17 protein-coding genes are annotated in these 24737 nt (G+C 31.3%); 2 read left to right on the top strand and 15 right to left on the bottom strand.

Features of this window, described 5'->3' with window-relative positions:
• Positions 1–30: 30 nt before the first annotated feature.
• Positions 31–561, bottom strand: coding sequence for a hypothetical protein (locus HT586_RS02750; protein ID WP_203546194.1), 531 nt, complete (start codon positions 559–561; stop codon positions 31–33).
• Positions 561–2204 (bottom strand): N-6 DNA methylase, encoded by a 1644-nt coding sequence (locus tag HT586_RS02745; protein ID WP_203546193.1) that lies wholly within the window; start codon positions 2202–2204, stop codon positions 561–563. Before HT586_RS02745 ends, HT586_RS02750 begins: the two co-directional genes overlap by 1 nt.
• 409 nt (positions 2205–2613) lie before the next feature.
• Between HT586_RS02745 and HT586_RS02740 the strand changes: the two genes are divergently transcribed.
• A complete protein-coding gene (locus tag HT586_RS02740; RefSeq protein ID WP_203546192.1) occupies positions 2614–4086 on the top strand; it encodes an FAD-dependent oxidoreductase in 1473 nt (490 codons plus the stop codon).
• A gap of 329 nt (positions 4087–4415) precedes the next feature.
• Here HT586_RS02740 and HT586_RS02735 read toward each other — a convergent pair whose 3' ends face one another.
• The 6 genes from HT586_RS02735 to manA all read right to left on the bottom strand — a co-directional run bounded on the left by HT586_RS02735 (position 4416) and on the right by manA (position 16195).
• Positions 4416–10076: a helicase HerA domain-containing protein gene (locus HT586_RS02735; protein ID WP_238999302.1), complete on the bottom strand. Its 5661-nt coding sequence runs from the start codon at positions 10074–10076 to the stop codon at positions 4416–4418.
• Entirely contained in the window at positions 10057–11400 is a 1344-nt protein-coding gene (gene dptG, locus HT586_RS02730; protein WP_203546191.1) for a DNA phosphorothioation-dependent restriction protein DptG, read from the bottom strand. The genes HT586_RS02735 and dptG overlap by 20 nt, the downstream gene beginning before the upstream one ends.
• Positions 11400–13298 (bottom strand): DNA phosphorothioation-dependent restriction protein DptF, encoded by a 1899-nt coding sequence (gene dptF, locus HT586_RS02725; protein WP_238999300.1) that lies wholly within the window; start codon positions 13296–13298, stop codon positions 11400–11402. Before dptF ends, dptG begins: the two co-directional genes overlap by 1 nt.
• 296 nt (positions 13299–13594) lie before the next feature.
• Positions 13595–14653 carry a ubiquitin family protein gene (locus tag HT586_RS02720; protein ID WP_203546190.1) on the bottom strand — a complete coding sequence of 353 codons (1059 nt, stop codon included), beginning with the start codon at positions 14651–14653 and terminating at the stop codon, positions 13595–13597.
• 64 nt (positions 14654–14717) lie between these two features.
• Positions 14718–15206 (bottom strand): hypothetical protein, encoded by a 489-nt coding sequence (locus HT586_RS02715; protein WP_203546189.1) that lies wholly within the window; start codon positions 15204–15206, stop codon positions 14718–14720.
• A 50-nt stretch (positions 15207–15256) separates the two neighbouring features.
• Positions 15257–16195: a mannose-6-phosphate isomerase, class I gene (gene manA, locus HT586_RS02710; protein WP_203546188.1), complete on the bottom strand. Its 939-nt coding sequence runs from the start codon at positions 16193–16195 to the stop codon at positions 15257–15259.
• Between the two features lie 181 nt (positions 16196–16376).
• On the opposite strand from manA, the gene uhpT reads away from it, so the two are divergent.
• On the top strand, positions 16377–17765 hold the full coding sequence (gene uhpT, locus HT586_RS02705) for a hexose-6-phosphate:phosphate antiporter UhpT (RefSeq protein WP_203546187.1): 1389 nt from the start codon (positions 16377–16379) through the stop codon (positions 17763–17765).
• Positions 17766–17830: 65 nt separating this feature from the next.
• Here uhpT and HT586_RS02700 read toward each other — a convergent pair whose 3' ends face one another.
• The 7 genes from HT586_RS02700 to HT586_RS02670 all read right to left on the bottom strand — a co-directional run bounded on the left by HT586_RS02700 (position 17831) and on the right by HT586_RS02670 (position 24692).
• Positions 17831–18694 (bottom strand): IS3 family transposase, encoded by an 864-nt coding sequence (locus tag HT586_RS02700; protein WP_232618444.1) that lies wholly within the window; start codon positions 18692–18694, stop codon positions 17831–17833.
• Between the two features lie 11 nt (positions 18695–18705).
• Positions 18706–19233, bottom strand: coding sequence for a helix-turn-helix domain-containing protein (locus HT586_RS02695; RefSeq protein ID WP_203545509.1), 528 nt, complete (start codon positions 19231–19233; stop codon positions 18706–18708).
• 56 nt (positions 19234–19289) lie between these two features.
• A complete protein-coding gene (locus HT586_RS02690; protein WP_203546186.1) occupies positions 19290–20021 on the bottom strand; it encodes a response regulator transcription factor in 732 nt (243 codons plus the stop codon).
• Positions 20014–21519, bottom strand: coding sequence for a sensor histidine kinase (locus HT586_RS02685; RefSeq protein ID WP_203546185.1), 1506 nt, complete (start codon positions 21517–21519; stop codon positions 20014–20016). The genes HT586_RS02690 and HT586_RS02685 overlap by 8 nt, the downstream gene beginning before the upstream one ends.
• The gene (locus HT586_RS02680; RefSeq protein ID WP_203546184.1) at positions 21509–22369 is read right to left on the bottom strand and encodes a substrate-binding domain-containing protein; all 861 of its coding nucleotides are present in this window, start codon (positions 22367–22369) and stop codon (positions 21509–21511) included. Before HT586_RS02680 ends, HT586_RS02685 begins: the two co-directional genes overlap by 11 nt.
• Positions 22370–22460: 91 nt before the next feature.
• Positions 22461–23096, bottom strand: coding sequence for an endonuclease III domain-containing protein (locus tag HT586_RS02675; RefSeq protein WP_203546183.1), 636 nt, complete (start codon positions 23094–23096; stop codon positions 22461–22463).
• 543 nt (positions 23097–23639) lie between these two features.
• Positions 23640–24692 (bottom strand): hypothetical protein, encoded by a 1053-nt coding sequence (locus HT586_RS02670; protein WP_203546182.1) that lies wholly within the window; start codon positions 24690–24692, stop codon positions 23640–23642.
• Between the last annotated feature and the right edge of the window lie 45 nt (positions 24693–24737).

Genomic DNA, 24737 nt, shown 5'->3' with positions numbered 1-24737 from the left:
TATCCAGAAAATTGGTGCTTTCGTAATGAGTTATCCAACATTTACCAGTTCAAATAATGCTGATTTTTGTATCGCTGTTTTTAGATTTGTTTTATTGATACCGAGCTCTTTATTTTCTTTTCTTAAGATATGTACCTTAGGATATATAACTTCCGATCCATCCTTTAATTTCTTCAATCCACTACTCTCATCCCCCATGCCTTTAATCGAATGTGGCATGGCACCTATAAAGATATCGGAATATTTTGTTGAATACTCCAATAATCTTAAATCAAAGTTTGTAGCTTCTTCATATGCCACGACTTCAAATTGTCCTGGAATACTTGCTGCCTTGAATATACCATCAATGTCCTTCTTCTTAATGGAGCCATTGCTAAGACCTATAATGAGTATCTTAGATTTTTCATTAAAGCCGATATTTCGTGCCTTCTCAGTTTCAAGTTCATATTTCATTTTGAATGATTCTATATTCCCAATACGGTTCTCCATGATGGCTTCGCGCTTAATTTTCTCGAAGAGTCCATCCAGCATATCCATCAGCATGTCATATTCCAGTTGCATTAATATTCCTCCTTATTAAATTTATTAAAGATTGTCGGCAACTTTTCTTTAAAACGTTTAACATTCTTCACCATACGTTTGTAATCAGCAAGCTCTAGCATCATCTCATCAGCAATCATTTCCATCTCTTCTTTAGGCAATACAGGAACTAGATAATCAGAAAGCTTCTTATTAGTAAACGTGAAGATAACACTTCCGGTATTCATACGTTCAATCATATTCATCCCAGTTTCACTATTCATATAAGCTAATAAATAATATGGATTTATCTGGTCGATATCTGGTCTAATTATCGTAATATTTGAACTTACAATCACCTGTTTATCCGCTATTGATTTATCAATGATAGCCACTTTAATCTTAGAGCCACGACTTGTAATTACAAGATCATGTTCACGTACCAGCATCTTGTGATGCGTATCGAGTAATTCTTGACTGATTGGTTGCTTTAATTCATCGATATAAATGTCGTCTAAATCACTTAAGTTTAATAGGTAGCCTGCAGGTTCTTTATCTTTATCTTCATCTAATGTCTTTTTATTAATATCTCTTCCGCGTAATAGAGTGTTTGTCAATGAAGAAAGTGGCTTAGGATTAATCAATGTACTCTCTCCATTTTTAAGATGGATCATAGGATGTAAGTTATATTCTACCTTTTCCAGATCTTCCCCTGTGATATCAATCCCAATATCTGTATTCATTTTTAAAGCTTCTAAAATACGATTAATATTGTTGCTGCTCAATGATTTTTTCCCACGTTTTGTTCCTTCGATATACTCTTCGCTTGCATCAATTATTCGAATCGTTTCGTTTCTTTCTTTAGTAAGTACCAGCATATAGGTTGGAATATCTGTATATTCCATCAATTTTCCTGGTAATTGAATTACAGCTTTTAAACACTTTTTATCTACGAGTTGTTTTCTGATTTCTTTATCACGAATCGCATTTAATGCTGCACCTCTAACAATACTAATACCGATTCCATCCTGCTTTAAAGCCTTTAAAACTCGTAATGTAAATATCCAGTCGGAGATTGCGATGCGGTTAACCTGGTAATCTGATTTTTCGATTAAAAGTTCTCGAACCTCTTTATTAATATTTCCGAGAAAAGGCATATTAGAGTAGACCATATCGTACTCTTCATCACTCCAGTTCAGAAGAGAATCGATTACCTTAAAGTTAATATTCTCTATTCCACTTAGTTTCGATAACACTTGTGCAATTTTTACTACATGTGGATTAATCTCTTCTCCTGTATATGAAGAACCGATTCCCTCTTTGAAGAGTGTTCTTATGAAGTGAGCACTTCCTGAAGCAATATCAAGGACGGTACCGTTCTTATTAGCAAATTGTTCAAAAATTTTAAGAGCCAATTTATCACCTTCTTCAAATTCAAAAGTGTCTGATGCTCGCTCATTTTGTTTGATGAAATAGAACAAATTAATTAGTTCTTCATTGGACATCTGTTTTAATAACTTAATTATTTTTTCTTCCTCTATTTTTTCTTGAATGTTCAGTTTAGATAAGTCAAATACACCATCATTTAACCATTTTTCATAAATATCAATAATATCCAATGAATTGATATGGGTACTACCTCTTAACCTATCTAATATGTTCCACATCTCATTAATATGCTTCAAACAAAACACTCCTTTTTGGTTATACTTAACCTTTTATTAATAATAATATATTACATCTTTAATAAAAGGTCAATATATTTGGTTAAATTAAACCAAATATATTGTAAAATATTAATACTATCGAAAACTTTATACTCATCCATTATGAATCAATTTATTTTTCTTTGATTTTTAGCATTAATTTCAATTCCAAAACAAATAATTTCTGATTATTATTAACAGTAAAAAAGAAACCAGCCTCACCTGATTTCCACCAACTATTAATGATTCATTTCTTGACACTGCCTTTCAGTCACATGCCATTCAACTTTATAATACTCACCTAAATTTCTTTGATAATATCTCCTTTTAATAACTACATTACTTTTAAGGGGGTATAGATAATTAAACTATTCAGGAGGTATTGCTAATGAAAAATGAAAACGTTTCGTTATGGACAAAATCTGTTACCGTCCCTTCTTTCCCATCTCTTACTCAAGATCTAGAATGTGATGTGCTTGTCATTGGCGGAGGTATCGCTGGTATTCTTGCCGCACATGAAGTCGCATCAACTGGACGTAAAGTTACTTTAGTTGATGCAAGAAAGCTTATCCAGGAAACAACTGCTAATACAACAGCTAAGATTACTGCTCAGCATCATTTGAAGTATCAGCAATTCATTAAAAAGAATGGCATCGAACAAGCGAAGCTTTATTATCAGTCCCAAATGGATGGTATCGCGCACATCGAAGATTTAATTGACCAGTATCATATACCATGCCATTTCGAACGTTTATCAAGCTTTCAGATTACAGATGGTAAGAATAAAGAACGCCTCCTGAATGAAAAAGAAGCTTATGATACGCTGGGTATTGCGTCTGTATTACATGAACAAGGTATTGATCTGCCATACAAGAATGAACTCGCTCTAGAAATGCCAAATCAGGCACAGTTTCACCCACTGGAATTTCTTAAAGGTATGATTGATGTTATCAAAGACCGTGTTGATATTTATGACCGTACTGTCATCGCATCAGTGAGTAATCAGTCAGCTGAAACCGAAGACGGTTTTACTATCAACTTTCAGGATGTCATTATCGCAACCCATTACCCACTCGTAAACTTTAAGCATAATTTAATCTCACAATTACAGATTGAGCGCTCTTATATTATTGCTACAGAAACAGAACAGTTACCAAAAGGTATGTATCAGATTGTCGATAAACCAGAACGTTCTTTAAGAAATTATGAGGCTGCAGGGTCTATTGGTGTTCTTGTCGGTGGAGAAAATCACGTAACCGGTATTAAGGATGGGGCTGACGCTTATGATAATCTCACAGCTTTCAGTCAATCCGTACTAAATAGCGATCGCATCAGTCAATGGTCTGCACAGGATATGATTACGCCAGATGAGTTTCCGATTATCGGAGCATATCGTGATCATCAGTATGTAATGACCGGTTTCAATAAATTCGGTATGGCGACTGCAGCGATGGGTGCCGTGATACTCAAAACAGTATTATCGGGTCAACCTGAACCTTATAATGGTATATTCAATATTAATCGTTTAGATACAATCCGTGATAATGTTAAAGGCCTGGCTAAAAAAGCAGTAGATTCAGTAATCGGCGAAGCTAAGGCGCTATCTAAATATCGTACAGATAAGTCTCAGCTTAAAGCTGGAGAAGCGGGTATCTTTAATGTTGGAGGGAAACTCCATGCTATCTATAAAACTGAAGCGGGTGAGTTACATGAAACTAGTGCAATCTGTACGCATCTTGGTTGTGTAGTTAACTTCAATCAAGCAGAGAAAACATGGGATTGTCCGTGCCACGGCTCAAGATTTGACTGCCATGGTAAGGTGTTGGAAGGTCCAGCCACAAAGGATCTCCATTCTTTCTAGTATTATTAAACTAGACCTGAATCAACTTATATTTCAACTGAATCGTCTACACTTAATTGGACAACTTTCCTGAGGGTATGTATTGTTAAATTAAGAAAGTAGGCGATTTTATTAGGTCTAGACAATGAAGAACATTTACACCTGAATTTAAACTTCAAATGGTACGTTTATTTGAAAATGGAAAATCTAAATCAGATATTGTTAGAGAATATATTTTCAATTATAGTTTACAATATATTAATTTATATATGATGGTATGTTATAAGTGAATTAAATATAAAAAAGCATCATCAAACAACAATTCGTTTGATGATGCTTTAGTAATTTCATTATAATCTCGACTCTAAACTATCAATTTTCACTACCTCTGTAACTTTTTCAAGGTTATCTCCATTTTCAAAGTATCCACTAACAATACACTCACCTTTATTTAAAGTTGATAATTTATTTTCCCATAAACGTTTCGTATGAATATCAGTAGATAGCATTTTACTTATGATTGGTATTTGATCTTCAGGTGCTGCAAAATGGATTTGCATTGCTGCATTATATAGTGCAGAAGTATCTCCACCAGCATTTTTAATTGAACTAATTGATTGTGTTGCTAACCATGAAGACCAACCAAACTTACGTCCTTCTCTTAAAATCTTATTCGTTGGTGATGAATCTCTATGATTTAAGTTCTGCATTTCATCTAGCAATACAGGTATTGGTTTATTTTTATTCCCTTCTCTTTGAGAATAATTGTATAAATCCCATAATAAGAATTCTGTAATTACTTTTTGTACGTCTTGTGCGAACCCTTTTAATTGTACAATGTTCACTTTTCCAGCGAAATTAAACACATTCGACCAATCAAATGATTCTTCATTGTAAGTAAACGGATCTTTATTCAACAATGTATTAATTCGTCCCATTAAACTTTGTGCTTGTGTACCTTCAAGCATCGATAAGTCATTCTTTAATTTCGTAAACGTATAATTTTCATCGTGAATTCTCAAACCTTCTATAATCGTTTCTTTTAACAAGTTATTTTGTTGAATTCCTAACGAGAATACAAAGTCGATAATTTGCACAACTCTATCAGCTACGTCATCATCCTTTTCAGGGAACAACATACCACCTAAATCTATTTGTTCTCGTTTAAATGGATTAATCGGTAACTTACTTGCAAATACGAAACGGTTATTGATCTTATCTCCAAGTTCTTCAACAAATGTTGGTTCTAATTGGTTCGGTAAGAATCCATCAGTATAGTCGATGATTAGGCTATCTAAATTTTGTTTAGCGAATTCATATAATAAGCACTGCATGAAGTATGTTTTACCTTGTCCTGATTTACCCGTAATTAATAAATGGCGGTTTGGTAATAATTTATTACCATATTCCCAGTACATTTTCTTAGTCGAACCTGCAATTGTGCCAATTGGTATTCTTACGTTTGGATCGATAAATTTATTTGGATTTTGGTTTGCTTCAGTTATCGGACTATTAACTTTATCATGTTTGTCATTTAATTCATCATTTAAGTTTGGTGAGCTTGGATCATCAGTTGTTATTAAATCATTATCTGTTAACAGCTCCGTACTAACGATATATTCTTTGTAAGGTTTTATTTCTTGTTCTTTTATATCATTTTTAACTTCGTCGTCATGATGCTTAGAATTATGAACTTCTGGGACTTCCACTGGATAATTGTCATTCTTATCTTCAGTACTTTTACCGCCAAACATCCTGTTTCTAGTAGCTCTTATACGAGACATGAAGTCATCATCATCATCTTTTGGTTCTTCTCTTGGAGTTTCTTTTAGTTCTACTTTTAATTCTTCTTCTGGTTCTACTTCTAATTCTTCCTTAGCTTCTATCACATATACTTCTTGTGTTCCTGCAACCTTATCAATATTATTTTCAACATTGTATTCAAGAATATTTTCAGTTGGCGGTGTTTGTCTATCTACTTCAATCATTTCATCTTCTATTTCTTCTTGTTCATCAGGTATTTCTTTTTCTACTGTTTTAACGATACCTTTTGGATAATCACTAGCTTCTATAAAGATTTTTAAATCTACACCTTTTTTATTTGTTAATATTTCATCTTTGATATTATAGTATTCTTTTTCAGCATCGACATAACCATCAAATTCTGAAAATACAACTTCTAACTGATTCGTCGCTTTATTTTTAATGACTTTTCGATATACTTGTCCCTGTCTAAAGGAGAATATTATCCCTTCAGCAAGAGAATAATTTATTTCATTGGAGAATTGAACATCTTCATTTAATATCCAAGATTTATTCTCAAACATCTGTAAATATTTATCTGATTTAAGTAAACCATTATCAATAAATTTCTTAAGATTTGCAAAATATATATTTAAGAAGAACGTTCTATAGAAATGTTGAGTGAATGAATCTTTATTATCTTGAACTAAATGTCTGTCTAACAAATTAAATAGATGTGTAATTTGTTCTGATGCTTTTTTCATTACTGAACTATCGTTGATGCCAATTTTCACTTCTACTGGTAAAAAGTGAACTTTCACATTCATTGTCTCATCTATTTCTAAACCTAAATATAGTAAGTCATCTGAGATGCTACCTTTATGTTCTAGAACTTTTGCTGAGAATATATCTGAACTCATATCTAAACCTTGTTGTCTACTTACACGTAATATTTCTTCTAAAGACACTGGAATCCATACTACTTTTGTTTGTTCAAGCATAACTAATAGATTTTTATATGCTGAGATAATACTTAGTTTTTCTCTCACTGTATGATCTACATTTAATGCTTTATTATTTCTGCTTCCAACAATTTTTAATAACCATTCTCCATTCAGTATATTAAACGATCTAATTACATTCTCTATACTACCTACATTGTAATTTGGATGAATTTTAGATAAGAATTCAATTAATACTTTTTCATAAATATCTGTATCATCAGTCACTGTTATTGATTCATAATTTTGAGAAGATGTTTGATCATTATAGTGTATAACATATAAATCATATGCACTATCATTGAAATAACTTAAATCTACAGAAGGATCAATAAAAGTTACCCAATTGGTTTTATCGAAGATATGTTTAATATTTTGCTGGTCTAAACTTGTCACATTATTAACGATAGATTCGTTATGTTGATATGGATTTAAATGATTATTTCTAGCATTGGCTGCCAAGCTATTAAATAAAACTGAAGTTTTAATCAAACTATTTTTGTTCGAAATCCCCATTAATCCGAAACCAGTACTATATTCATTACCTATTTTTGTGTAACTCATATTTGATAATAACCCATTTTCATTGACTGAACATGTTAATTGATTCGTATCATTGATACTAAATCTTGGCTCTTGATTAAAATTGTAAAAAGTAATATGGTATAACATTTCTTCATTAGTTTTATATACGTTAATTTTTTCTTTTAACGCTGCTAAAATATCATCTAATTCGAATTTCCTTACTAATTTAGGCTTAATTTTAATATTAAACAACTCACTCAAATGCTCCATATTAATCGTATTATAAAATTCTTGAATGAGATAATCAGAAGTTTGTTCATCTAAATATACATCAATCGGATTAACATAATTCAGATGTGTAGCTTTTTCAAACTCGTCCAATAGATGCGTGATTATTCCGTTAAATAATACTTTTGTATTCGACAGATTAATAAATCGAACTTTTAGAGCAAATTGATAATTGACTTCAAATAAATATTTAAAATGTTTCTTAAAATCACTTATTCTTGAAGTCACTATAAAACTCGTTAATTCAGAACTTAATTTATTTGTTTTCTTATATGGTTTATATGTTAACCATCTTGGTGCTTGCTCATCATATTCTGAGAAGTAATAATCATTTCCTAAAATATAAAAAGGTAAGAGACTCGCTGCATTATACTTTTTCAAAATTCGCTCATGCAATTCTTCATTACCTATTTTTTTTGTTTTCTCAATTTCATATCTTAATAACAACGGATGTAATGGCGTCATATATAGACCTTCTTGACTTTGAATCATACCAATACGATGAATATTTTTCACTTCATTTTCAATGATGATTTTATTATCTGGTAACCCTTCAATTTTTGATTCAACTAATTCACAATACTTTGTAGCTGCATTAATGATTTCTTCATCGAAATACATCACACTCGGTAAAGTGTTCTTAGATTTTATTGTATTGCATAGATTTAAATATGCAGATTTTATTTCTTCACTTAACTCTAAATTTTCTTCTAAAAATTCATTCCCTACAATCTGACCTGCAAAATAACAATTTTCAATCATAGTACTTTCATATTCAAGTGTTTTCTTAAAGTCAGCATGTAAATAATATTCTTCGTTACCTTGTGTAAGTGTCTTTCCGTTCAATAACATAGATTTTTGTTTTGCATATATATTTCTTAATATAAGCGTCGCACTGGCAGGAAAAGGCTTATTTGATACTACACTTAAAGTTAATTGATGTGTTACTTCATCAATCACAAAGTACATATTAATATTATCAATGTCTTGTCTTACTAAAGTGTTAAAATCAAATAAGTGCTTTTTATCTTTTTCAATATAATAAACTGAATCTAATGCGCTGACATTTTCAATTTGCTGATTATCTCCATTACCAAATGTAATAATATTATCCTCAGAAGTCATAATCCATTCCAACATTTTCTCTTTTGCATTAAATCTAAAGATGTATGACGTTCTAAATGATTCTATTACTTTTGATTCGAAGTTTACAATGAGTATTTTGAATTTAAATGCATGCGGATTCTCATTATTATGTTTATACGTAAATTCTAAGTAATACGTATTCGTTGGTGATAATTGACTTGTCATCACCTTTAATTTATCTCTTCCAACATGTCCAAAATCCAACTGCACTTTCTCTTTACTTTCAAGATCATAGAACTTAGAACTTCTTGAAACAATGTGCTTTTCATGTATTGAATCCGTAGTATCAAACGGTATGATTATATCTTGTAAAGGCTTTCCATCATTAAATATTATGATATTTCGTTCTCTCTGCTTTGATTTCGTTTTTCCTGATGGTTTATCCCAGACTTCATTCAATTTAAATTGGTCTTGAAATTTAGTATCTAGAAATTCAATTTTTATCTTTTTCAAACCAATCATTTTATCTCTAGCTTTTATTACATTTTCAAAATCTGTATCTTGCCATTTCTTTTCGTGACTTAAACTTTTGACAGTACTATCACCAGCAAAATTATCTTCGATTCTCTCTTTTGCATTACCTCGATCATGGTAACCAGAAATTTCTTCAAACATCTGTTTATTCTCTTTTAATCTATTTTTCATCTCATTGCCGCTAAATGAACTTAAACTATTATCTTTAAATAAACCTAATTGATAGTAATCTTCATCCGTAATTTCACCTTGCTCTAAAATACTAAATACAGATTCAAAATCCATCAAAGTATAGTTAGCAAACTCATCATCAAAGTTATTTTCTACAATAAAATCTAATACACGCTTTTCTTCTAATGATAACTTTTTCATTGTATCTACTTGATGTCTATCTTCTAAAATATCTTTTAAGTTTCTCTTTAATTGATTTGTATGGAATGGTGAACCCTGTTTACTTAAACTTGAAGCACCATTTGTAATACTATCAAGATTTTCTTTCACAACAAAGACTACAGCTGTATTTTTCCATTCTGCTTTTTGTAGAGATACTTTGTTCCTGATTGTAACTAAAAAATCATGTGTTACATCTTTTTTGGCAAATACTAAAATAGTATTGATGCCATTTACATTATAAGCAACTGTATTATAATCAAATTCTAGACTTGTAAATTTAGAAACCTTATCATTGTTAATTTTACTTACTTCATTTTCAAGGTTGTTTATTTCTTGGTCACTATTCAGTATTAAATAATATCTATTCCCTGATATTAATTGTGTTCTATCCAAGTATTCTAGTAACTGATTCGCTAAAAATTTATAATATTGATTTGACATATATAGCTTCCCCACTATCACTTTTCTTATCTAATATATTCATCTTATCGAATAATTCTACGATTTTTTCTTTACTATAACGGTCTAAGTAAACTCCTCTTCTTTCGAACTGGTTGAACAATTCTTTTATGATCATCTTATCTTCTTTTATACAAATCGCAGTCAAAAGAATAATAAATTCATTCTTCAAAGTTAATACTTTTCCTAGTTTTCCTCTGTTTTTCAAGAAATATTTATTCCCTATCTCTTCAATAGACTTGAAGTATCGGCTCATTGTTTCTTTAGAAAGATCTTCTAATAACCATTTTTTTAATAACTTAATAAGTGATGGTGTATCTTGTGAGAGATCCTCTATCTTATTAATGTTGGTTTTGTATAATGACATAAAGATATACAATTCATTATTAAAATGTGATGCTTTTTCACCTTCAAAGTTTAACATTTCAGTAATTGAGTAGAAATTGTCATCATCAACTAATAAATTGAGATATCCTACTAAACGTTCATCAATTAATAAATTATTGTGTATTTCTTTCACTATATTATATCCGTGCTTGTTCGTTTCACGTGTGCCGGTTATGTTTTCATTTTCTAGAGTATAATAAAGTGGAAATATTCCTTTCATTTCAGTTTTATTAATTCTGTCAGCTGAAATTGCATTTTGTATGATGTACTGGAAATAATAAAATGAAAAAAGCAAATTAATATTTTTAAGCGCAAAGTCTTTATATTTTAGTAAATGATGCAAATCTTCACTTGCATATGGGAAAAGATTTCGAGATATAGCTTTAAATTTAATTTTAGGTTGCTCTTTAGGTAAATCTCCTAACGATTCTAATAATATTTTTTCAATAAGATTAGACGGTTCTTTATCACCAATAAACTTTTTCCATGTATCATCCGTTTGTAATTGAAATAATTCTATTAAGAATCCTCCTAAATCAACCTCCCCTTTACTTTCATTACCTTCTGATAATGTTTTATAGTTTAATAAATAGGGATGATTTAAAGAATCTAAATGGCTATAATCAAAAATTGCATTAATTAATTTTTCTTTTTCTACATCATTGATAGAATCATCTTCTACTTCAACTTCATCTACAATTGAACTAATATCATAATCTGCTATACTATAGCTTTCCTTAAAACCTAAACTACCTCTCGCAATAACGCCTAAAATTGGATCAAAACCATTTGTAAATTTTGCTCTCTCAGGTTCCCTTGTATGAAACGGAAAAATTTTATATGGTGACAAACCTTTAAACATCGCTTTACCTGTTGTTATTTTTAATTCTTCTGCAAGTATCGTTGCTAAGTTACTCATTATTTTACACTCCCAATTTCATATCCAAAATTTACATCTTTAATAATGTATGTTTCATTACTATTAGGTAAATGAATAATTGTAGAATCTAAAGATCTTATTTCATTTAATATATCCTCAATAAATTTAGAGAACATAACTGCTTCTTCTTTATCTGTTTCCTTCAAAATATAACCTTTGTCAATTTTTTCTAAAAGATTAAATAAGTTATAATCAATATTTAGTTCATACTGATTATCATTAATTTCGATTTTTACATCAATCGTCATATTATGTGAGGATTCAATTGATCTGATTTTTGGATTAATATTTAAACCAAGCATTAACTTCGAAGTCGGTTTGATACTATCGCTATAAATATAGTTTTCTTTTGGACTACCATTCCATGCTTTAATTGCTTTATGTATCTTGTTATAAACTTCTTTCTTCGTTTTATTGCTCTGACTTATCGAGTCATATACATGAATAAAGTTAATATAATTTTCTGTACCATATTTAGAGAAATCATAAAGGAAATGCAGTCTGATAATCATTTCAAACTTCCTTTTATGTTGATCTAAACCTTTGATAAGTAATATTATTGGTTCGATTTCTTTATAATAATCTTCTCCTAATATGTTCATGCATTCCTTTTCAAAATCTATCGCATTATATAGGTCAATATTCAATCTATCAAGCAACGTACTTTGTGTTAAGAGAGGATCCTGCGCTGCTATAGACTTTAGTACTTGCGATCGTTCAATGTTTTCGAATAATAAAGTTGGTAAGTATGAATTATTATTCTTTGCATTATCTTCTGGAACAATAATATCGTATAAAAAGTTTAGAACAGATCGAGTGGTTAAAATCCTTTTATTTTCTATTTGAATTTTTATTAATAAGAAACGAATTGTCGCTTGTACTCTTGGATTTAATAATAATCGGTAGTTTATATAAATAGGTTCATCTCTTTTAAATCCATCATCATTGATAAAAGCTTTATAGAATGGGTTTTCCTCATCTTTTGAGAACACTTTATTAAGAATATTATTATAAAATTCACTTTCTATACTGCCATCTTCAACTGCGTAAACTTTTTCTTTTAAGAATGAAATAAAGCTAATATCGTTTTGGCTATACTTTATATCATTCATGCCTTCACTACTGAATATTTTACTTTGATCAATCATAAAAATAAGCTGATTTAATATGTTATTATTGGTAATATAAGTTAATAGATTGTGGAGCATACCAATATTTATTGCTACGATTAACTTATTATATTTACCATTGAAATAATCTTCTAATTTATTACTTAACGTTTCCACTGCAGTTTTATGTGGGTTATCACTTTCTGTAGCATCATTGTAAATTTCAACATCGTTAAATAATTCAGGTTTAGAGTCATTTAAGTAAGAAATTAAATGAGATTTCCCATCACCCACTGAACCCACTAGAAATATAAGTTCTTTTTCCTTATATCGCATAGATTCAAGTTCATCTTCTAATATATTTTGAATATTACGTTCAACGTGCATATATTTATTAAATGCATTAAACTCTTCTGAGTTAATAATAGATTCTTTAGAAGTTGAACTTAATAGTTGAATTGTATTTAGGAAATTATGATTTTGATTATCAGCTTTTCCTTTTTTATAATTACTTAAGTAGTTTACTTTTTCCATTAAATTTTCATAATCTTTTATCGCATCAAATTTTTGTATTTCACTTATTATCCCTTTGATTTCACGTAATGCTTCATACTCAGTATTACTAATCTCATTTTTCAGTTTTAAAGTCATTAATTCACTGTTGTATTTTAATAAATTAATAAATTTTATTCCTGTAAATCGTATACTAAATCCATATGCATTTAATAAACTTCTAAGTACAATCACTGCTTCACTTCGTTTATTCAAGATACGTCACCTCTATTATCAAATTGTTTACATATTACATACAATTATACACATTAGTAATAATATTTTCTTGCAAAGAATTAAATCTCTTTAAAAATTTAAATTAAATAAACATGTCTTAGTGTTAATTACTATACGGAAATTTTAAACACACTGAGTAAAATATAATTTTAAAATGTGGTATGTAGATACGTGTAATATGTAAATATACAACTACTAAGGGATAAATAAAACCCAAGAAATTACTAAGTAATCTCTTGGGTTTTAATATTTTATCCTTAATTAAAAATTTATTTCTATTTATACTGCACTTCTGTAACACGCCACGCACCTTTATAATACTGACCTATTGCAATTAAATGACCGTAAGTGTTTGTTCTTGTTTTCACTTTAATTTCTTTATTGCCAACGTACGTAGTATCAACTTTGCCATCCACTGTTTGATCTGCTTTTCCAACTAAGCTTTCAATCTTACTAAAAGATAGACCACGTTTATCATAATCAAATATCATTTGTTTAAGCACTGGTGATGAAGCACAATCTTTAGATTGATATCTTACATGCACTGAGCCGAACGCATATTCCTGAAATACATCTGTTCCATTTGGCGTCATAATCGTTCGATCTTCAAGTGCCTGTCCTATTGCTTTCGTTGCAGCAGTGGCTGTCATATTCAACTTTGCACCTTTTAATGCAAACGTTCCTTTGGCCATATTCTTAATATCTGAATTCGTAATGGTATACTCCCCAGTATGGGCTATTTTTGTCTTTTTATGATTCTTTGCCATAGTATTTTCATCAATAACTGGTTCATTTTTTGTCATTAAATCTATAGAACTGAGTAACCATGATTTACCTGACTTTTTATACTTTAAGTTGTAGTTATTGTAATTAACATCTTTATCATTTGCACCCGTTGTAATATCTTCAGGTTTGCCATACTTCGATTGCAATTGTTTTATATCAAATCTATTATATTTCGGGAAATCATAAGTGATGCCGATCACTTTTATTGTATCTGGTTTCGCATAGCGGTCGTTAGAGAATAATGTAAGCTTCAAATGATTGTATTTTAAAGTAACCATCTTTCCGAATTGATATTGCTCAACCATTTCCATCTTTGGTTTACCTAATACCTTCTTCACCGCTGGATAAGTCATATCTAATTTGATACCATCAAAACTGTATTGCCCAGACTTTATTACATTAATTGTCTTACGCTCTAACATATTGGGTGCTTTAACCTGCACCTTACTCGCAGTGTAACATGGCTTAACTTCTCCCTTTGCATCTGCGATATTGACCTGACTTACAAGACCTGATAACAATAGTGCTGATAATAACGCTTTCTTCATCACAACAACCCCCTTGTATTTATTTACAATTATAGCATTATTTTTGTAAATAAATACAAATATCTTATATCTCCCCCCACTTCTTCTGTAACTTTCTATTTAAGTATGTCATCGCAAAAAGATTCTTTTCTTTATCAAACCATAACCATGTATGTCCATAACGATATGTGTACGTATCGAATACACCTTCATCATCCCAATCGAAAGAATTTTTCTTTTTCTTATCAGGTTTTCCCCAGACTTTTCTAATATCTTTCGCTTTCAAATCATAAAATCGGTCTAAATGATTATAATCAATCGTGATTAACTTTAATTGATTCTTCTTCCATTTAGGTTTTCCGGCAAACCCGAAGGTAATTTCTTCAGGATAATCTTTTGCTGTATACATTTTATTTCCGGGGTAATCAGAGCTTGGCTTATCATTCAGTGCATCACCTAATCTGTCCTTGATCTGTTTATACGTCATCGTAAGCTTCGCACCATTATAATGAAATTTCCCTTTCTTTAATCGTTTAATTGTCTTTTTGTCGAGTATCTCAGGTAGTGTGATCATTTCAAGGCTCCTCTTTCTGTTAATGCGTATATTTAACATCACTTATTTCATCATACATAGCTTTCTATAATTTCGAAGTTTCCGTTAAATATAATATCTTTATCTTCTATCGTCAATATGAAATGATTTCCTTTTTTTATTGAATATACATCTTTATCAATTATTAGTTCACCTTGTCCAGCAATGACACTCATTAATACATATTCACTTTCTTTTAAATAGTGTAATCTATCTTTGATTATCAATTGTTTTACTGTAAAAAATTCATTTGAAATAAAGGTCTTAATTACTGTGCCATCGATTTCAAACATTGTTTGTTTAGACCCTGTATTTACTTCATTGAAGTTAATGACGTCTATACTTTTATCAATATGCAACGCTCTTTTCTTACCGTTACTATCTTTTCGATCATAGTCATATATTCGATAAGTAGTATCAGAATTTTGTTGTGTTTCTAGAATACGAATACCTTTTCCGATAGCATGCACTGTACCACTTGGAACGTAGAAGAAGTCACCTGGTTTCACTTTAATCGTATTAAAGAGTTGCTCCCAGTGACCATCTTGTATCATATGCACAAGTTCATCTTTATCTTTCGCGTGATGCCCATATATTATTTCAGCATCATCTTCACAATCAATGATATACCAGCATTCTGTCTTTCCGAGTTCCCCGTTTTCATTTACTTTTGCATATGCATCATCTGGATGTACCTGCACTGATAGTTCATCATTTGCATCCAGAATCTTTGTTAATAGCGGAAACTTATCAGATGTTTGTACGCCAAACAGCCCTGTGTTCTCTTCCCATAACTGTTTCAATGTCTTTCCTTCATGTTCACCGTTCATAATAATATTCGGACCATTATCATGGGCTGAGATTCCCCAGCATTCCCCAGTTCGTTCATTTGGAATATTATAACCGAATGCTTTTAGATGACTTCCACCCCATATACGCTCTTTATACTCTGGTTGTAATATCAATGTCATTTCAATCACTCTTTCCTATAAATTTAACTTCATTATAGAAAGAGCTGCTTAATTACTTACAGTATTTTTTAGCATTAGAACTACGTTATGTTCACTTTATCAGACAAAATAATATTTTATCGTATATTAAACGTTTTCATTTTTATTTACACTAAAGACAAATAAAAGGAGGCGTATTAAAATGAGTTTTTTCGATATTCATAAAGTCCCAAACAAAGGGATTCCAATTCCAGTTCAAAGAAAGGAATGGCGTAAGCAATTCTTAAAAGCTTTCTTTGTAGTATTCTTCGCGTATATGTCTATGTACTTAATTCGTAACAACTTCAAGGCTGCTCAACCGATGCTTAAAGAAGACCTTGGCATTACAACATTACAGTTAGGGTACATCGGACTTGCATTCAGTATTACGTATGGATTGGGTAAATCATTAATCGGTTATTTAATTGATGGCAGAAATACGAAACGTATTATTTCTTTCTTATTGATTATGTCTTCAATCATCGTATTGATCATGGGCTTTACGTTGAGTTACTTTGGTTCAGCGATTGGGTTCTTAATTGTATTATGGGGATTGAATGGTGTATTCCAATCTGTAGGTGGGCCAGCAAGTTATTCTACTATCTCAAGATGGGCACCTAGAACGAAACGTGGTCGTTATCTCGGTTTCTGGAATGCTTCACATAATATTGGCGGTGCTATTGCAGGTGGTTTAGCATTATGGGGAGCGAACATGTTCTTCCATGGTAATGTTGTCGGTATGTTTATCTTCCCTGGAGTAATAGCTTTAATTATTGGTATTGCAACGCTCTTTATCGGTAAAGATGATCCTGAAGAATTAGGGTGGAATCGTTGTGAAGATATTTTTGAAGAACCTGTTGATGAAGAGAATATTGTATCTCAAGATATGACAAAATGGGAAATCTTCAAGACTTATATTCTAAAAAATCCTATCATCTGGATTTTATGTGTATCTAATATATTTGTATATATCGTTCGTATCGGTATTGATAACTGGGCACCTTTATATGTTACAGAGCATCTCGGATTTAATGCTGGAGATGCCGTTAATACAATCTTCTATTTTGAGATTGGTGCATTAGTAGCGAGTCTGATGTGGGGATATATTTCTGACCTCCTTAAAGGACGACGTGCACTCGTTGCTTTAATGTGTATGTTCTTAATTATATTTGTTGTTATGTTTTATAAAAATGCAACTAGTGTAGGTATGGTCAATGCTTCACTATTCGGCTTAGGTGCATTAATCTTTGGACCACAGTTATTAATTGGTGTTTCACTTGTTGGATTCGTACCGAAACGTGCAATAAGTGTCGCTAACGGTATGACCGGTACTTTTGGTTATCTCTTCGGTGATTCTATGGCAAAGATTGGTCTTGCTATGATTGCTGACCCTGAAAGTAAAGGTTTAAATGTATTTGGTCATGTATTGCATGGCTGGACTGACGTATTTATCGTATTCTATGCTGCATTAATTCTTGGTATGATATTACTTAGTATCGTGGCAGTCGCAGAAGAAAGAAAAATCAGAAGATTAGAAAGTAAGATAGAATAGAATGTAATGATAAAATATAAAAAGTCGAGATTGTCTGTAGTGAACCCAAAAAGTTGAACTTTTTATTAAGCTACTTTCATTAAAGCAAGATTTCTGTATTCTACAGGAGTCTTGCTTTTTAATTTTCTCTTCTTTCTGACTAAATTATAATACTCCATATAGTCAATAATCTCCTCTTCTAGTTCATCATAAGAATCAAATGTTTCTCCATAAAACATTTCTTGTTTTAAAATACCAAAGAAATTCTCCATCGGAGAATTATCAAGACAATTACCTTTTCTAGACATGCTTTGAATAATTCTATTCTTTTTCAAAGTTTGTACCCAAGATTTATGCTGATATTGCCACCCTTGATCGGAATGGATTGTAGTTCTATAGGGAAGGTCTGGAATTACATTAATTGCTTTTAACAATGATTCCATAACGAATTCCAATGTTGGACGCTTACTAATTGAATAAGAAATAATCTCTTTCGAACATACATCAAAAATTGTTGACAGATATAGCTTAGTTCCATTTTTAATGTTGAATTGTGTTACATCAGTAAGTAATTTTTGATATGGGCGATTAGTTACGAATCTACGATTCAATTTATTCTTAGCTGTTTTGCCAACTTTCCCTTTGTACGACTTATATGTTCTATTTCTATGCTTAAACTTTGTACAAAGTAAATTATTTTCTCTCATTATTCTAAGAACTTTTTTATGGTTAACTACAAAACCTAACTCTCTTAGTTCGTCGGTTACTGTACGATAACCTATCCTATTTTTATGTTTGTTAATGATTTCTTTAATCAAAGTAATTAAATAATTGTCTTTATGTTTAGTGACACTAAGTCGTAATTTCCAATAATGGTATACACTTTTCGCTATCATAGCTACTGATAATATTTCTTTTAACTTATAGTTAGATTCATTCCTTAACTCAATAATAGCAGCTACTATTTCTTTGTTTGATTTTTTCGAGCTAAGGATTGTAACTTTTTTTCGAGAGCAATTGCGATTTCTAATCTCCTGTTTTCCTCACGTAAGCGTATTAATTCTTGTCGTTCACTTTCGTTTAAACTAGTGTTATCAACCTTTTTATTTTTCATAGTTTTAGACGCACGACCCTTCGGTTTTGATTCTAAACCTAGGATACCATATTGATTGTATTTCATCTGCCACTGAGCTATTAAAGTAGGATTAGTAATCTCAAAGATTCTAGCAGTTTCTTTATATGAAAGTTGATTAGTAATTCTATACTGAATGATTCTTAATTTTTCATCTGTTGAATATTTCTTTCTGGTCATACTGGATATAAGGCCGTCAATACCGAAGGTATCAAATTGGTAAGTCCATGTTTTTAGTTGTGAAGGAACGATATCATATTTGTTACTTAATGAATCATAACCCATATTTCCTTCTTTATATTCTTTGATTAGTTTTAATTTAAAATCAAGATCATGCTTTTTATTCAAAATAAGCACCCCTAAAGTTGAATTTTAAGGTTCAACTTTAGGGGTGCACTTCAGTCTCGACTTTTTTATATTTTCATATATTGATTCGGTGTCATGTTCATATATTTATGGAAGTTATAGCTGAATGCTTTATATTCATTATAACCAACCTGCTCAGATATTTCATAAATTTTGAGATGACGTTTCAGCAGTTCTAAAGATTGATATATGCGATAGCGATTAATAAAATCTTTAATGGTCAATCCTGTATGTTGTTTAAAAGTGCGCATTAAATAAGAAGCACTTATATTAAGTTGACCTGCTATTGTATCTACCTCTAGTTCATCTTGTAAATTCCCCTTAATATAATTCACGGCTTGATTAATATAATAATTTTCATAATCAGGCTTTAACACCGGCTTTAATATTTCAGGCACGTTACTTTCTTTCACTGGAAACGTCTTAACAATAGATTGCAGGAGAGGCGTCACTTCGTCTTCATCGATTGGTTTAAGTAAATAGTCTACCACTTTAAACTGTATCGCTGATTTAGCATATTCAAAGTCATCATAACTTGATAGAATGAGCTTCTGATAATCAATTTGACGTGTCGCTTCCATCATTTCAATTCCATTCATACGTGGCATTTTTATATCAGTGATAACAAGATCCGGCTCATGCTTTATAATCAAATCTTGTCCTTCAATACCATCTTTTGCGAGATACACTTCACTAAACATCAGTTTCTGCCAATCAATTGAAGCTTTTAATCCTTCGCGTATCATTCGTTCATCATCAACAATCAATACTTTATACATACGTCCCCCCCTTTTTCACGCGTAACGTTATCAATGTCCCATTATTATATACTGAATACACCTTCATACCATAATGTTTACCGTACTTAACGCGTAATGTCTGATGAATGTTTTGCATACCAATATGAAGGTTACGTAATTTATAATGCTGAATCATTGACCTTACTTCTTTTAGTCTTTCTTTCGTCATCCCTTTACCGTCATCATATACCGCAATAAATATATCTCCATTTAACAGCTGTTTAATACGAACTTTAATGCTTAATCCGTCTTCGATTGCTCCATACTTTATCGCATTCTCTATCAGTGGTTGAATCAGTAATTTATCCGTCTGTACATTTTCAAGAGATGCCTCGATATCAATCGTGTATTGAATGGCTTGATCGAAACGAATATTCTGTATGAATAGGTAGTCTTCGAGATATTCAATTTCCTTTTTAAATGTCACTTCGGATTCTTTTACACGTAAGGCATAGCGTAATATGGAAGAAAGTTTGATCATCATCTTCTTAGCAGCCTTCTTATCTGTATCAATCATATAGTTGATCGTTTGCATCGTATTAAAGATAAAGTGTGGCTGGAATTGATTCTCCAATGATTTTAGCTGCGATTGTCTTAATGCTTCATTCGAATCTTTCGTCGACTTTAATAAACGTTCATTGAACTGGGATAATTCAAATACATATCGATTGATAATTTCGAGTTCACTCGGTGCTGTTAATGGCTGATATGATGTCAACGCTCTGACTTGAGCTTGTCTGATACGTGCAATAATTTCATCGATATCCTTAGTCTGACGTTTGGCGAGTAATTTACTTGAAAATAAAGTTATTAATATCAACAAAATAAATGTAATGAATAACACTGCAATAAGTATTAAACCTTTATTAATCGTTTCAGTTAAATCTTGATAAACATAAACCTTCAGGTTCTTTTGTTGATTAAGAGAAGTAATCTGCATCTGTTCATCATATAAGTATTTCTTACCAGTTGTGTGATGTGCACTACTATAATAAATGTTGTCATAGCAATCGGTAATCACATAATCAAAGTTATTCTGATCGATAAATTTAGAGATTGACTCTATTGGTAAAGATACCTCAAGTTCATATGGCACTTGCTTATAAGTTTCCTGTCTATGATAGAGAGGAATGCTGGGTTTAGCTGTATAGTTATTCGTATAATGTTCTTTATAATCTAAATAAAATAAATAATTCTGATTACCTACAATGCTCTTTCTATATAAATTACGATTAATTTCAATGGATGATTCTGGTATTTCCTTAATAAAAGCATCAAACCGCTTCTTTAGCAAAGGCTCATCTTTATTAATTACCTCTATCATCTTCTTATTTGTCTGTTCAAGTTCGTAGCCTGTCTTCATTATATAAATTGCATAATATGCTAATAAGCCAATCATCGTTAGCAGAAATACCGGTAATATTGCTGATAGTATAATCGTCCGTCTAAGTTTTCTTTTAAATAAACTATGATTCATCTCGAAATCCTTTCTGAATGACATTAATATCAGAAAGAGGTTTCAAAACTTTATATGGTTTAAACGGGACATCTTGGCGAGCTGATTTTATATGAAAAGTATTAGAAAGGTGTGTCTGTATTGATTTACTGCGAAGATATGCAATAAACTTTTCACTTTTTGGATGCCCAGGGCCATCTATTTTAACTATCCCATCCGTATTGATTATAGTACCATCGGAGGGGTAGACAATCTTTAAAGGGTAGCCTTTATCAATATAATCCATTGCTGTAAATTCATATGTTAAACCTACATAACTTCTTCCAGAAATGACGTGTTCAATAATCTCTGCAGTCTTCTCCAACCGTACACCTAAATCCAATATATGGTTTGCACCTTCATCTCCATATAATTCTTTAAGTGCATGAAGATGTTGAAATCCTGTATTTGTTAACGTTGGATTTGGGTAACTGAAATTTTTGTACAAGCTATGTTGTTTTAAATCCGAATAGGAATCTACTTGTATATTTCCAATTAAATCTTTGTTGATGATAAAGACTGAAGGCATGAGAATAAATGGATGAATTTCACCTTCTATAATTTTATTACTATCTTCTAATTCACTCAAAGAACCACCGACAAATACATGTCCTCTCTTTTTCTTATCAGTATCTTCAATGCCAGATATCAATTTTCGAGTAGAATCATGAATGATATGTACTCTTTGTCCAGTAGACTGTTCAAACTCCTGAACTACTGGCTGTATAAAAGATTGGGGATAAGGTGTGTAGATAATAAGTTCATTTTTTACATTTTGTTTATTTGTGCAAGACACAAGAAATAATAAAAGAACAATCCATATTTTTTTCACAATGCTCACCATCTGTCTATATTATCTATATATCAATTATAACGATAATATGACAAATGATATATATTCTTTGCAAATCATCATTAAAATGTCATATAAAATACTGATCCAAAAACGTCTCACTCTTCACCCCTTTAGGCGAAAGATATAGTTTCCCAAACTCATCAAGCAATCCATGAAATTCCTGCGCATGTTCTGGTGTAAAGTCTGCTGGCAATTTTACAGCTTCCTGCAATGCTTTATAACTATCACTTCCAGCGTGACCTAATAATTTAAATAATCGACGTGTATACGTATCCGGAATAAACACGACCTTGTCAAACACATAGACGAGTAACACGTCAGCGGTTTCCGGCCCGATACCTGGTAAGGTAAGTAGTTCACTGCGCAGTCTTTCCACATACATTGCATCAATCGCTTTAAAGTCATAGTCATGTTCTTTTAGCCACTGAAAGATACTATGCACTGCTTTTGATTTATTCTTATAGAATCCACTTGGTTGAATACAAGATTGTAACGTTTCCATATTTAATGCCAATATTTTATCTGGATCAAACTGCGTCTTCTCTCCCAAGTTATGTAAAGAACGCTCTACATTGCGCCAATTTGTATTCTGCACAAGAATCGCACCAACAATAATCTCAAATGGATTATCAGCTGGCCACCAACCTTGTGGTCCGAGATTATCATACAGTTTATCATATAACGCCTGAATGGTTAATTTCATTACGCTCACTCCAATGCCTTCAAATATTATCTTTCTTTATTCCCCTTTACCTATTCTCCAATCCTTGTTTGCTGTATACTGTATTTAAAATCTATTATGAAATATAAAGGTTTAAATTAGAAAGGACTTTATTAATGACTAAGAATAGTAAATTGCTATTTTATATTAATATTTTTGTTATTACGTTTCTATCAGTGAATATTTTTAAACATTATACTGCTGATGCGCCTCTTGAGGATTATCTCATCTACATCCTCATTGCACTGAATTTATTCGCTATTATTGTTAAAGATTTAGTAGAACTATTCTACAACGGATCTACGCGCAAGGTTATACTGATTAGCGATTGTTTAATGATGTTCAGTTATTTATTTGTCGGTATTTTAAGTATGGTTGGCATTATGATTTCAACCTCTACATTTGGCCGTATACTTTATATTGCGTTTCTTATTATTAGTATTTTATTTATAACATTTACTCTATACATGATAACTATGACGGACAAAAGAAAACACCGTGAAAAATAATTCACGGTGTTTCTTATTATCTAAACACATCGATGTAATCTACGTAATACGTCTTACCAACCTTCTCTAAGTTAACGTCAAGGTGCTTATATTCAAGTGTCTTCATATAAATCATTTTTCCTGGCTTTTCATCATCTTCATAACTATCTGTATAGCTGTCTGACGGTTTGCCTAATGCTGCACGCATTTCTTTCTCTGTAACTTTCAGCTTACTATAATCGAATGTTAAATAATCCGAGATATACTTTCCGTCGCATTTATCTGCCGTATAATCTAGTTCAATCCAGTCATTATAACCATAACTCTGCGTTAAAGTATGTGTATCTTCTTCATTCGTATACTCATCTGAATTAGAATTACCAGCTGCTTTCTTAATTGTAGCAGGTGATGCATCAAACTTTAATCCTTTGTAATTAAACTTACCATTATTTAATGCTTTAAGTTCTGCTATCGTAAGTTTCTTTGGTTTCAAATTTTTAAGTTTATTTCCTACTAAGTTATCTTTACTTACAACTGAATCTGATTGATATAATGAAGGTTTCATCATATGCGCCATTATTGCTATCTTCCCTTTAGAAATTGGTGAGTATTGTACACTTAAATAATTGAATATATCAATCTTTTCACCTTCTATTTCAACGTTCGATTGTTTAGCTGGTCCAACGACTGACTCAATGTCTCGCTTCAGTATACGCTTTTCTTCTTCAAGTAAAATAGATATCGCACTTAACTTTAACGTATCATCACTTACAAATCGTTTCGGACTATAGAATGTTAACGTATAATCTCCGTACATTAAGTAACCGGTAGTTCCTGTTTTATCTTTCGTGACTATGAATGATTCTGGTTTACCTAACTTCGATTTTACATATTTCATCGTGTTCCCGATTTTAACACCTTTAAATGTGTACTTCCCAGCATTGATTGCTTTTAAATCTTTGTCATTATGGATAGATATCGCGTCGTACGTCTTACCTGGTATGCTACAAAGTGATTTAGATTTCGCATCTACTTGTGGTGCGTATATTAATGATGATGCAATCAATACCCCTGCTATTAGTTTCTTCATGGTGGTCTCCTCATAAATTTATTTTCCTTAAATATATCTTAATTG

The organism is Macrococcoides bohemicum (genome assembly GCF_016865215.1).
In the GTDB taxonomy this organism is placed as follows: domain Bacteria; phylum Bacillota; class Bacilli; order Staphylococcales; family Staphylococcaceae; genus Macrococcoides; species Macrococcoides bohemicum.
Note: the sequence above shows the minus strand (reverse complement) of the source record. Positions and strands in the feature narration are given on the sequence as shown.

Coding starts and splice junctions, on each gene's coding strand:
- HT586_RS02750 (WP_203546194.1), bottom strand. CDS start 561: ATGCAACTGGAATATGACATGCTGATGGATATGCTGGATGGACTCTTC.
- HT586_RS02740 (WP_203546192.1), top strand. CDS start 2,614: ATGAAAAATGAAAACGTTTCGTTATGGACAAAATCTGTTACCGTCCCT.
- HT586_RS02735 (WP_238999302.1), bottom strand. CDS start 10,076: ATGTCAAATCAATATTATAAATTTTTAGCGAATCAGTTACTAGAATAC.
- dptG (WP_203546191.1), bottom strand. CDS start 11,400: ATGAGTAACTTAGCAACGATACTTGCAGAAGAATTAAAAATAACAACA.
- HT586_RS02720 (WP_203546190.1), bottom strand. CDS start 14,653: ATGAAGAAAGCGTTATTATCAGCACTATTGTTATCAGGTCTTGTAAGT.
- HT586_RS02715 (WP_203546189.1), bottom strand. CDS start 15,206: ATGATCACACTACCTGAGATACTCGACAAAAAGACAATTAAACGATTA.
- manA (WP_203546188.1), bottom strand. CDS start 16,195: ATGACATTGATATTACAACCAGAGTATAAAGAGCGTATATGGGGTGGA.
- uhpT (WP_203546187.1), top strand. CDS start 16,377: ATGAGTTTTTTCGATATTCATAAAGTCCCAAACAAAGGGATTCCAATT.
- HT586_RS02690 (WP_203546186.1), bottom strand. CDS start 20,021: ATGTATAAAGTATTGATTGTTGATGATGAACGAATGATACGCGAAGGA.
- HT586_RS02685 (WP_203546185.1), bottom strand. CDS start 21,519: ATGAATCATAGTTTATTTAAAAGAAAACTTAGACGGACGATTATACTA.
- HT586_RS02675 (WP_203546183.1), bottom strand. CDS start 23,096: ATGAAATTAACCATTCAGGCGTTATATGATAAACTGTATGATAATCTC.
- HT586_RS02670 (WP_203546182.1), bottom strand. CDS start 24,692: ATGAAGAAACTAATAGCAGGGGTATTGATTGCATCATCATTAATATAC.